We start from the raw sequence: 10,531 nt of genomic DNA on the forward strand, positions 1-10,531 counted from the left end.
CTCGTAAGGTGGCGACCACCGGTCACAAACGCAACGAATTCCTGGCCGGTTTGGCCCGGAAGCGGCTTCTTTAGAAAGCCTACGCAATGCTCAAGCAAAAAGCGATCCGCTCCGGCGAAGGTTGTAGCAATCCCAAGGACCAATGGGCGTTGCCCACCGCCCCGTTCCGAGTCGCCGCTCCGCGACGCCACACGGGAGCGATGCTGCTTTGGAACGGGCACTTATCCAAGAAAATAACGGAAGACCAGCACCCGGAGTGGAGGATGGCGGCCTCAGCTTCGTTCACAGTTATCCACAACGCATCCACAACCCGGTCTGGAAAAGAACAATAACAGCATTAAAAATTCGGGCTGTCGAACCTGCAGCGGCCACTGTACCCCTGGTGTATATTCTGTTATTGTTCCTATTGGGTGTACTCCTCCCATGTGGCGCAACAGTTATCCACAATCAGGAAGCGGGCCCTGCAGAGAAGCAGGGGGGCACCAGCCTTCGCGGACGTGCCGTACACAAAATGCCGGCCGACAGGAGGGCTGAGAGCGTCGACGTCACCTATTTTGAGGCGTACTTGACCGTGCAGCCGTACGGCTCCGCGCGCTCGGGGCTCACGTTCTCCCCATTCATCGCCGCATCGAGGGCCATCTGAACGTAGTTCGTCGCCCCCTCAATGTCGGCCTCATCGGTGGTCGGCTTGTCGTCGATGCCACCCCGGTAGAGCAGCTCCCCCTCCGGACTGATGACGTACATGTGCGGCGTCACCGTCGCGCCGTACGTCTTTCCAACTTTGCCATCCGGGTCCATCAGGATGGCCGTCATGTTTCCGTCGTGCTTTTTCTTCTGCTGCACCATTTCGTCGGGCGGGTAGTAGCCCTGCTCGCCCGGCGCCGACGAGACGATCGAGAGCCACACGACGCCCTTGTCAGTATAGGTCTTCTGGAGCCGCTGCATATTTCCACTGCCGTAGTGCTTCCCAACGAACGGGCAGCCGAAGTTGAGCCACTCGAGCACGACGTACTGGCCCTCAAAGTCGGACAGGCTGTGTTCGTCCCCGTCCGCAGCCTTCAGGGTGAAGCCGGGAGCGGACGCTCCCAACTCAGCCTGATCCGTCTGGGCCGTGCTCGTTAGGGGGAGCGCAACGGCCGTAAGCAGTCCGATCGCGAGCGTGGCGCAGGTGATGCGCATTGGGCGTGCAATCATAAATCCGTAGAGGTTGTTTTGGGACACAAAGCGGGCAGCATTCAGAGCAAAGCGTGTGCAGGTTGTCACCACCGAGCGAGACGCGGAGATTGACGCCGGTCTGCTACGACGGAGACGCCGACGTAAGATCGTCCAGGGCATTCAGAACGCTGTCTTCCGTAAGCACCTCCGGCAGGAGTATGGGTTCGGAGCCATCGCCCGCGTACAGCACGTAAACCGGCACCCCACTCCGTCCGTGCGACTCGAGTGCGTTCGTGATGTCCGGATCGCGGTTCGTCCAGTCGGCCCGCACGAGCGCTACGTCCTTCTCGTCAAACGCGTTCTGCACCGACTCGGCCGTCAGTACGCGGCGCTTGTTGACCTGGCACGTGAGGCACCAGGCCGCCGTGAAGTCCACGAAGACCGGACGCCCCTCCGCCCGGAGCGATTCGATGGTTTCCGGAGAGTAAGAGCGCCACGTCGGCTCCGTTCCCGACACGCCGTTGGCCGGGGCCGCCGTAGTCTCTTTGGCGGGGGCCGAGCCGGCTCCGATGACCGCGACCGCGATGCCGCCCACCAGCGCGGCCCCCGCAAGCCCCCGCGTGACCAGCGTGGTCGTTCGCGAGAGCTGCGGCGCCGACCAGCGGTGCACGATCCAGGCCGCCACCCCGAGCAGCAGGAGCCCGGCGAGCAGGAAGGCCACCCCGCCGTTGCTCGTCTGCTGCCCGAAGACCCACACGAGCCAGACGGCGGTGGCGAACATGGGGAAGGCGAAGGCCTGCTTGAGGGTCTCCATCCAGGCCCCCGGCTCGGGCAGGCGATCGAGGAGGGCCGGCGTCATGGAGAGGACGACGTACGGGGTCGCCATGCCCACGCCGAGGGCCGTGAAGATCAGTAGGGCCCCGGCCGCCGAGAGCGTGAGGGCCACGCCGAGCGCCGCTCCCATGAACGGCGCCGTGCAGGGCGTGGCGACAACCGTAGCAAGCACGCCGGTGAGAAAGGCGCTCAGGTCGCTCCCCCCGGACGCGGCCGTTTGCATCCGCCCGCCCCAGCTCATGAGGGTCGTGCCCACCTCGAAAGCCCCGAGCAGGTTCAACCCGATGCCGAAGAAGAGCATCGTCATGAGGGCGATGAAGATGGGCGACTGGAGCTGAAAGCCCCATCCAATCTGGCTACCGGCCGCTCGGAGCGCGAGCAGCCCCCCAGCCAGCACCCACATCGACACCAGCACCCCCGCCCCGAAGAGCCATCCGTGGCGCCGCATCGTGCGCGCCTCGCCCCCGGCCTCCTCGGCAAACCCGAGAATCTTGACCGACAGGACCGGAAAGACACAGGGCATCAGGTTGAGCAGGAGCCCGCCGACGAGGGCAAACGCGAGGGCCCAGCGCAGCGAGAGCCCCCCTCCTGCAGAGGAGGCCCCTCTCCCTGCCGCATCGGCGACCGAGAGCGTCGTATCCACCGGCACGTCCACCTGCATGGCACGTACGCCGCCGTCCGCCGCCCAGCTCACGCCCTCGGGTGCCACCAGCACGCCCCGGAGCCGATCCGCCGGGGCCTGGGCGTACTCGGACTGCTGAAGCGCAATCGTGTAGGTGTCTCCGTCTCGGGTGACGGGCTGGGGCGCCCCGGGATCAATGACCGATTTCTCCGCGGCGTAGAAGTATGCCCCCTCCAGGTCCGGGCGGGGGGCATCCGGCGCCCCCAAGATCAGGGTGTACTGGTCGCCGCTGCGCCCCGCGCCCACCGACCAGTCGGTCACGCTCTTCGCATGCTTTCCCCGCGCCGCCTCGAAGGCCGATGCCCATTCGGTTTCTCCGGGGGCCTCCTCGATCACCGGCAGCGAAAGCTCGACCTCCGCGTGTGCCGGCAGGCAGATCTCTTCACAAATCAGCCACTCGGCGCGCCCGCCGAGGGTGACCCTCGTGCCCGGCGTCAGGGTGTCGGGCGGCGTAATCCTGGTAATCAGGAAGACCTCGTCGGAGTACCCGTAGCTGATGAGCGACCCGAACTCGATCCGGTGCGGGTAGGGCCACTGGAACCCACTGGTTTCGTAGCTCGCCGGCAGCGCCCAGTCGATGGACGTCGGCTCCCCGGACGCCCCGGGGTTCTTCCAGTAGCTGTGCCATCCCTCCTCCATTTCCAAGCGCAAGGCCACCGTAAACGCCTGCCCCGGCACGATGGCGTCTTGCTCACTCACGAGCGTCGCCTCGCTGTGCGGACTCGGGTCGTCGGCGGACTGCTGGGACTGCGCCTGAAGGGCGACCGCGCCCCCCATCCCCCATAGAATCGCGAGAAGCAACGCCCCGACGAGAAGGCGCCCGCGTCCGATGCATCGGGAAAGGGTCATGAGAAATTAAGGACGTCGTGTAGGCAGCTATTGAGCCGTTTTGGACCAAGGGACTTTACCCAAATTGTCCAAAATGGTTCATCCTTGCTCGTTCTCTCACCGTGCAGGCACGCCGGTCGCCCCCCGGCTGCCCGACACGTCCCCCGCACTGCCCTCATGCCTCTTCGGAGGGACGGTAGATCTTTCCCACCTCATCACGAATTTCCCCGATTCGGTCCCGAAAATCAGGCCGACGGCCACCAGCAGATCACTTTCGAAAGGGATCCCATGCGCGAAAAGGATTGGGGCCGACGTTCAGGCACGGCGGCCCCGTCTCCGGGAGCGGCACGCGTATTCGCCCCCTCCCCGACTGTCTCTTTTTACAGGAAACGCGCACACTTTTCTCAAGGCCAGCCCGGCGCGGCCCCAACGGTCGGAACGGTTTTGGCCCTGCGTTCCACTGACTTCTTCTGTCGGTACTTCCCTCGGGCCGTTGCGCGTAAACCGATGAAGAAACGAAGACACGTGCAGCGCCCGGATCCCGAATACCATTCGGGAAGGATCGCCGTCGGAGGCGCCCGGCCTCTTCCCTACCCTCGGCCTTTCCGCCCGTTTAAGCTTTCCTCGTCGCCGCCGATGTCTAGGACACAGGACTTTCGGACAGCCCCTTGGATGGTCTCTGGGACCAACCGGCTGTCCGAAGTTCCCAAGCGCCCCCCTTTTCCCAGTGGACCGATTATGATGTTTCTCAACGACTCCTTCCTCCCGTTTGGGTCTAGCGCCGACACTCCCCCTGACGAGTCCTCGACGGAGGACGTCCCCCCCGGTCTCCGCCGGGCCGGGCGTCACGCGTACCGCCGAGGGTGGGCGGAATACCGCAAGGCCGACTGCCCCTTCGGGCCGGAGGACCGGGCGATGCTCGTCTGGTTCTCGTTTAGCAACGACACGGACCCGTCCCCCACCGTGGGTCGAAACTAACAGACGCCCCCGAGGCTCGCCAGATTTGCTCACGCATGGATTTTCTGCACGAAGAGGAGGGGAGCGAGGCTCCCTCCGTCCGTGCCGCAGCCTGTTCTTCCTCGCCAACGCTCCCGGACACACCATGAACGAGCCCGCCTCGACCGTAAACATCACATTTGAAAGTCCTCCCCGAAACTCTCCCCCACGGACTTCCTCCCACCACCACCGGGACCTCGAGGGCATCCCAGAATCTACGGCCCACCAGATGGCACAGGATTTTACGACCTACCAGCACGAGCCGTCCATGGTCAGCGAGAAGAAGCTGTACACGTACGAGCCGGCCGGCCCAAACAAGGCGGGCAACGACACGCGGTTCATTGCGCTCGACTTCGAGGAGATCGTCACCCTGGAGGTCGTTGAACCTGCGGCCGTGGCCGTACCGGGACGTGCTTGAACCACGGCCCGCGCTCCGTTTCCGGGGCTCATGTCTGCTCCCTTTCCGGGCCCCGCCCCCGCGTGACGTCTTCTCCAGGCTCCAGAACAACGCCTCGCTGCACGGTCGGGCTCCCTGCTCCCGGCGGGAAGGAGGGCACTCTTTCCTCCGCGGTGCAATGTCACGGGCCGAGCAATGCCGCGTGCACTGGCAGGGTTCTTGTCACCCTCTTGAAGCAGAGCGACTGGCGCTGGCTCTGGGAACACCCCACGAGCCGCTCGCCCCCTAACGCCTGCAATCTACCGGGGCCTCGTCCCTAAGCGGGGCGCACAGCGACGGCGTCGAACCGCTCGGAGAAGTGTCGGTCATGCTTTCTTCAGTCGGGCTCTCGCCCCCCACCACGATGCGTCTTCATGTTGCAACTCGCGGCCGACGAGCAACCCTTGCGGCCCTCGCCGTTGTGCTGCTGAGTGGGCTCGGGCTCCCCTTGCACTCGTCCCACGCGCAGGAGGCGGAGGTCCAGATCCCACTCACTGTACACAACGGAGAGGGGGAGACGCGCTCCCTCATCCTTGGCCTCGACCCGGACGCTACAGATGGCGTCGACCCAGCCCTCGGGGAACAGGAACAGCCCCCGATGCCCCCGTTGGGCGTCTTTGACGCCCGCCTGACCGACGCCAACATTCCCGCGTCCGGATTCGGGGAGGGGCTTTTGAAGGACATCCGGCCGGGCGATGCACAATTCGAGGGGACCAAGCAGCACGAGGTTCGCTTCCAGGCGGAGGGCGGAACAGAGCTTACCATCGCCTGGGCCCTGCCCGAAGACGTCACCGGGACGATCCAGGATGCGTTCGACGGAAGCGTGTACGGACCCGTAGGCATGAGTGGGACTGACTCCATCACGGTGGACGCAGGTGCCCCCAATGCGATCATTACGCTGGACTACGCCCCGAATCAAGCCCCGACCCTTGACACGAACAATGGGGCAACGCTCCTCGAGGGGGAGTCTGTGACGCTCACGACCGGCGAGCTTAGCGCGTCCGACCCGGACGACCCGCCCTCGGCCCTCACCTACGTGGTCACCGACGGGCCGACGCAGGGCGAGCTCTTGATTGAGGGCAGCCCCGACTCCTCCTTTACCCAGGCGGACCTGGAAGAGGGCGCCGTCCAGTACGACCACACCGCCCCCGACGCCACCAACGACGGCTTTTCACTTTTCGTGGAGGACGCGGAGGGAAGGCGCACTACGGAGACGACCTTCTCGATTGAGGTGGACTCCGTCAACGATCCCCCAACCGTCTCGCTGGACCCGCCCAGCACCTCGATCGCGGAAAACAACAGCCCCCCGACCGCCGTCTCCGCCGTCTCCGTCACCGACGACAACCTCGGCACGAACGAACTGTCCCTCAGCGGCCCCGACGCGGGCTCGTTCACCCTTACCGACGCCAACGACCTTGCACTCACCGCATCGGCCGACGCCGAAGCCCGAGAAAGCTACTCCGTCACCGTCGCGGTGAATGATCCGGACCTCCCCCCCACTCCCAATGACAGCGAGCCGTTCTCCCTTTCGATCGACGACGTAAACGAGCCGCCCGTCCTTGAGACCATCGGCGGCCTTGCCGTGTCGCCCGGTGAGTCCGTAACGGTCACGACCGGCGAGCTCAGCGCGTCCGACCCGGACGACCCGCCCTCGGCCCTCACCTACGTGGTCACCGACGGGCCGACGCAGGGCGAGCTCTTGATTGAGGGCAGCCCCGACTCCTCTTTTACCCAGACGGACCTGGAAGAGGGCGCCGTCCAGTACGACCACACCGCCCCCGATGCCGACGATGACAGCTTCACCTTCGTCGTAGAAGACGAAGCCGGGACGCGCAGCACAGAGGCGACGATGCCAATCGCCATCGATCCGTCGACGCATCAGACCACCATCGAGGGCACGAACGGAACGGGAAACGATACGGGCTGGCGGGTGCTCGCTCCGCCGTCGAACGTGACCCGGGCGGCCCTCGAAGACGACCTCGCGTTTGACGTGACCTCGGGGGCCCTGCTCTACACCTGGGACGGCACGCAGTGGACGCCGGCCGCGGACTCCTCCACCTCACTGCCGCGCGGAGAGGGGTTCATCCTGTACTTTTTCGACGACGAGGTCGACCCGATCACCGCCGACGGGCTGACACTCGACATCCCCGACCTGAACGAAGACCAGACCGCGGACGTGACGGTGGATGGGCTCGCGACGAACAACACCCTCCACCTGCTCGGCAACCCGTACGACGTTGCCTTCGACCTTGGGGACCTAGCCGGGGGGGACCTCTCTGCACGTGGCTTTCAAAACACCGTGCAGGTGTGGGACCCATCGGGCGACGGACAGTGGACCCTCATCACGCAGGGCAGCCCTGACGACACGATTCCCGCGTGGCAGGGGTTTTTCGTCGAACGGACCCAGAGGGGCCGCGGCCCGACGCGGCTCACCTTTGGTGCAGACGGACGCCAGTCCGACCCGGGCGACCTCATTGGGAGCGCGTCCTCGCTGTTCTCGGCCAAACAGTCCGAACGGGCCCGGCTCGACCTATCTCTCGTCGTGGAGCGCGACCCCGACACGCTTGCCCGGGACAACGTCACCCTGCTCTTCCACGAGGAGGCCACCGCAGGCTGGGACGCGTACGAGGCCACACAACTTCCCCCCCCGACCGCGAACACCTACGCCACCCTGAGTAGCCCCCTCCAGCGGGATGGGGCCCTGACCCGGCGGACTCTCGCCAGCGAGCCCGCACCGGCGCAGAATGACACCCTCGCCTCCGTTCTCTCAGTGCAGTCGGTCGGCACGGCGGGGGCCGCCACCGTGACGTGGCCTGACCCAAAGCGGGCCCTCGTCCCCTCCACGTGGACCGTGGAGCTGCACGACCGGACGACCGGGACGGTTGTCAATCTGCGCGAGGAGTCCTACACCTTCGACCTCGCCGAGGGGGCCGGCTCCCTTGACACCCCCAGCGATGCCCGATTCGAGCTCCGCCTCACTGCTAAGGCGGGCGCCGCGGAGGTTTCCGATTTTTCGGCGGAACCCACCGACGCTGGCATCCGCCTGACATGGCGCACCACCTCCGAGATCAACAATGAAGGGTTTTACGTCCAGCGCAAGTACGCCGGGGCACAGTGGGAGCAGATTGCATTCGTCGAAAGCAGCACCGCGAAGAATACCACGCCCGGGCCTCGCTCGTACCAGTTCACCGACGAGGACCCTCCCTACGCAATCGATTCGCTGAGCTACCGCCTTCAACACGTAGACACCACCGGCACCGCCCATGCCGCCAACGAAACGAACCTCCGGCTCAGCACCCCGGAGCAGATCACCCTCCGTCCACCTTTTCCCAACCCGGCGCAGCAGCGCGCCACCCTTCATTTCGGGCTCTCTGAAGCCACAGAGGTGCACATTTCGGTCTACGACCTCCTGGGACGATCGGTGCAAACGCTCGCGGGCGGCCGCTTCGAGGCAGGCCGCCACAGGAGGCAACTGTCGACCTCCGGCCTCGCCCCGGGCGTATACTTCGTACGAATGCGGGCCGGCGGCACCACCCGCACCCGAAAGCTCACGGTCATCCGGTAGCCCACCCGATTTCCCCGCCCGTCAATGAAGGGATCCGCACAAGGGATTTTGCTCTATAGGAGCACCCTATGATAGAAAAATAGTCTATATACCAACTCTCGTCGCACCGGACCTGGAACGGAAGCGCCGCTGAGCGTGCCAAGATTGGTTCCACGCATTCGGATCTCGATAAGAGCCGCGGGGACAGAGCCCCGTACTGCGATGGGACTGATCAGCACGCTGTTTATGGCTGCCTCGCTGGCAACCTTTACCGTCTACCTTCGGCGCCTCTCAAACGATGCCCCGGCGAAGGCGTAGGCAGACCCTCTGTAGGCAGACCCTCTGAGGGCACATGCCCCCGCCGTTCCGGCGTCCTTCAGACGGATAGGGGAACCGTACTCTAGGCCCCCCGTCCTCGTGCTCGGCGCTGCCGTTCCCGAAGGCCGGGCTCTCCCCGCCGACGAGCGCCATGGACGCTGCACGGGCACAGAGAGTGGGGGCAGGCAGGAAGAACGGCGCAGCATCATTCTGCCACGGCATCGGCCCGTCGGGCCATAAAGCCGATGCGATCCTCGTACCCGTACGTCGACATGAGCACCGGGTAAAAGGGCTCTTCTGCCCGCCGCACGGTGCCATTCCTCCGCGCGAATGCTTCTCCCGCCTCCACCCGCTGGAAATTCTCGGCGACGAACTCGAAGTCTCGCCCGGACGCATCCCCAAACACCTCGAACACGTCCGGCGTGGAGCGAACGTAGGGACGATCGATGAGTCCTTCGGCGGCGAGGAAGTGGAGCAGGATGCGGTGTGCACTGGACGCCGCGCCCTCGTCGTCGTAGTATCCACACTCGATGGCCACGCCCGTTACGTGCTCCGTCACGCCCCCGCCGATGTGGCTCATGTCCACGAGGCGATCGAGTCCGGTTGACCGCGCAAGCCGCCGGGACGCCATGTCGCCCCCCGTCACGATCGCGTACGGACAGCCCCGCGACTCGGTGGAGTGGAAATCGATGACGGTGGTGTCGTCCAGCTCGCGTCGGAGGCGCGCCGCGAGGCGCACCTCGTGCTTCTCGCTTGACGCGTCGCCCGGCATGGACCGGTTCAGGTCTGCGTCGCAGAACCGGTAGCCGAGCTTGAACGCCCGCTCGTTGGCGAGCACGAATTTGACCGGGGCCTGCAGCGTCACGTCGCTCGCCTTGAGGCGATTGAGCGCGTGCCAGCCGCAGGTCTCGTCGCCGTGTACACAGGCCAAGATGGTATATTCTGGACGTCCGTCGCCAAGGGTTTCAACGTGCATCGGTAAAGCAGTGAGTGAGCATTCTGCGGATTATGCCAGGGGCCGGGGGCAACGGTGCACGGCGCGGCGGCGTCCTCGGGAGGCCCTGTCGCGGGCCGGGTCTCGCGACGGCACCTCCCCTGCGAGCACCCTTGTGAGCACAACGACTGAAGGCACAGCGGGCCTCGAGGACTGCCGACTACTCGTGGGTGTCGACCACCACCTCGTAGTGGGCCACCTCGTCTTCGAACCGGTGGAGCAGCGAACGGGCAGCGGGCGGCACGTGGGCGTCCCGGGGGTCCTCGCCTACGAATTGCCGGACGGCATCCATCGAGACGAAGCGGAGGACCGTCATGAATGCCACCTCGTCTCCGGCCGGCCGCCGATACACCTCCGCCCCGCGAAAGCCCTCGCCACTCTGGGCGGCCATGTCCGGCAGGATCTCGGTTCGGAGCAGCCGCTCGTACTGGTCTGCCTCGTCCGGCGCCGTCCAGCCCCGCCACACACGTGCAACCATTGGAACGTAGTGGTGTGTCAGTTCTCAATCTCTGCGGTACCGGTGCGCCCTCCCACTTCCAAGGCAGGTCGCCCTGGGCGCCAGCGAAGGGCCTCCTCGACGAGGGCGGGGGCTTCAAAGAGATCGTTCGCCTCTTCTCAAGACGAAGAGAACCCGAAGCTCTCATCAACCGTCCGTCGCAAACAGGTAGGCACCGGCTGCCAACACGACGGCCGCCCCCTGCAAGGCAAGCCGCTGGTACGCAATGGCCCCGGCGTTCCCGATGA

The 10,531-nt window shown here is 65.4% G+C and carries 7 protein-coding genes; 3 read left to right on the top strand and 4 right to left on the bottom strand.

Annotated elements, in window-relative coordinates; genetic code table 11:
• Window positions 1-549: 549 nt before the first annotated feature.
• Together V5A20_RS04875 and V5A20_RS04880 are read right to left on the bottom strand one after the other, a co-directional pair.
• Window positions 550-1,194, bottom strand: coding sequence for a thioredoxin family protein (locus tag V5A20_RS04875; protein ID WP_332315286.1), 645 nt, complete (start codon window positions 1,192-1,194; stop codon window positions 550-552).
• A 103-nt stretch (window positions 1,195-1,297) separates the two neighbouring features.
• Window positions 1,298-3,520 (bottom strand): protein-disulfide reductase DsbD family protein, encoded by a 2,223-nt coding sequence (locus tag V5A20_RS04880; RefSeq protein WP_332326827.1) that lies wholly within the window; start codon window positions 3,518-3,520, stop codon window positions 1,298-1,300.
• 717 nt (window positions 3,521-4,237) lie between these two features.
• Here V5A20_RS04880 and V5A20_RS04885 point away from each other — a divergent pair.
• The 3 genes from V5A20_RS04885 to V5A20_RS04895 all read left to right on the top strand — a co-directional run bounded on the left by V5A20_RS04885 (window position 4,238) and on the right by V5A20_RS04895 (window position 8,496).
• Window positions 4,238-4,477, top strand: coding sequence for a hypothetical protein (locus V5A20_RS04885; protein ID WP_332315288.1), 240 nt, complete (start codon window positions 4,238-4,240; stop codon window positions 4,475-4,477).
• Between the two features lie 124 nt (window positions 4,478-4,601).
• Window positions 4,602-4,913, top strand: a complete 312-nt coding sequence (locus V5A20_RS04890; RefSeq protein WP_332326828.1) for a hypothetical protein — start codon at window positions 4,602-4,604, stop codon at window positions 4,911-4,913.
• A gap of 346 nt (window positions 4,914-5,259) precedes the next feature.
• A complete protein-coding gene (locus V5A20_RS04895) occupies window positions 5,260-8,496 on the top strand; it encodes a cadherin-like domain-containing protein (protein ID WP_332326829.1) in 3,237 nt (1,078 codons plus the stop codon).
• A 502-nt stretch (window positions 8,497-8,998) separates the two neighbouring features.
• Here the strand turns inward: V5A20_RS04895 and V5A20_RS04900 are convergent.
• Window positions 8,999-9,769 carry a succinylglutamate desuccinylase/aspartoacylase domain-containing protein gene (locus tag V5A20_RS04900; protein ID WP_332315291.1) on the bottom strand — a complete coding sequence of 257 codons (771 nt, stop codon included), beginning with the start codon at window positions 9,767-9,769 and terminating at the stop codon, window positions 8,999-9,001.
• 178 nt (window positions 9,770-9,947) lie between these two features.
• Window positions 9,948-10,265, bottom strand: coding sequence for an antibiotic biosynthesis monooxygenase family protein (locus V5A20_RS04905; RefSeq protein ID WP_332315292.1), 318 nt, complete (start codon window positions 10,263-10,265; stop codon window positions 9,948-9,950).
• Window positions 10,266-10,531 lie beyond the last annotated feature (266 nt).

This window comes from Salinibacter sp., assembly GCF_036626415.1.
Lineage (GTDB): Bacteria > Bacteroidota > Rhodothermia > Rhodothermales > Salinibacteraceae > Salinibacter.